Origin of the sequence: Ligilactobacillus equi DSM 15833 = JCM 10991 (assembly GCF_001435735.1) — a bacterium.
In the GTDB taxonomy this organism is placed as follows: Bacteria; Bacillota; Bacilli; order Lactobacillales; family Lactobacillaceae; genus Ligilactobacillus; species Ligilactobacillus equi.
In genome coordinates, this window is sequence record NZ_AZFH01000073.1 from 1 (window position 1) to 702 (window position 702).

Consider the following 702-nt stretch of genomic DNA (forward strand, 5'->3'; position numbering starts at 1 on the left):
ATCACGTAACGTCCGTATAAATCTAATACCGCATGTAATCGTACTTTTTGTGGTTTGTTATCTTCAAAATATACAACTTCAGTTGTATCGGTCGCCCAAACTTCATTCTTGCTTGCACGATCAAAATGCCCAGATAATAGGTTTTCACTAATATATTCATGCTTTAATTTAATTCGGTTTCTCTTTTTCTTTCTGATATTTACACGAATATTATTATTACGCATACAAGATCTTACACGTTTTAAACCAACCGTAAAATCTAATTTTCCTTCTGCTTTCAACTGAGTGGTCATACCTAAATAACCTAAAGTAAAATTATGTTCTTTCTCCAATTCTAAAATGGCAGAGTAGAGTTGGTCTTGTTGCTTTCGATACGTACTATTACATCGTTTAAACCATTTATAATACGCATCTCTTGTCACTTTGGCAATCTTACTAAGCTTACTAATCGACCAGTGATATTCTTGATGTAATTCTTTAATCGCTATGTACTTTAATTCTTTTTCACCCCTCGATTGCGTATTTCTACTAATTTTTTTGCGAAGGCAATCTCCATTTTTTGTTGTTCTAATTGTGCTTTAAGTAGTCGATTTTCAACTTGTAAGCGTTCAAGATCATTCATTGTTGCCATAGATTTTCTTTTACCACGGTTATCACGAAGTGATTCTGGATCATTATTACTCTTAGTATATTTTTTATACC

Annotated in this window: 1 protein-coding gene and 1 pseudogene; both read right to left on the reverse strand. The window is 32.5% G+C overall.

The features are described 5' to 3' along the window. A partial coding sequence (locus FC36_RS06350) for an IS3 family transposase (RefSeq protein WP_156409524.1) occupies window positions 1-422 on the reverse strand: 422 nt, incomplete at its 3' end. 71 nt (window positions 423-493) lie between these two features. After that, window positions 494-702: pseudogene (locus tag FC36_RS06355) on the reverse strand (helix-turn-helix domain-containing protein); the annotation flags it as partial.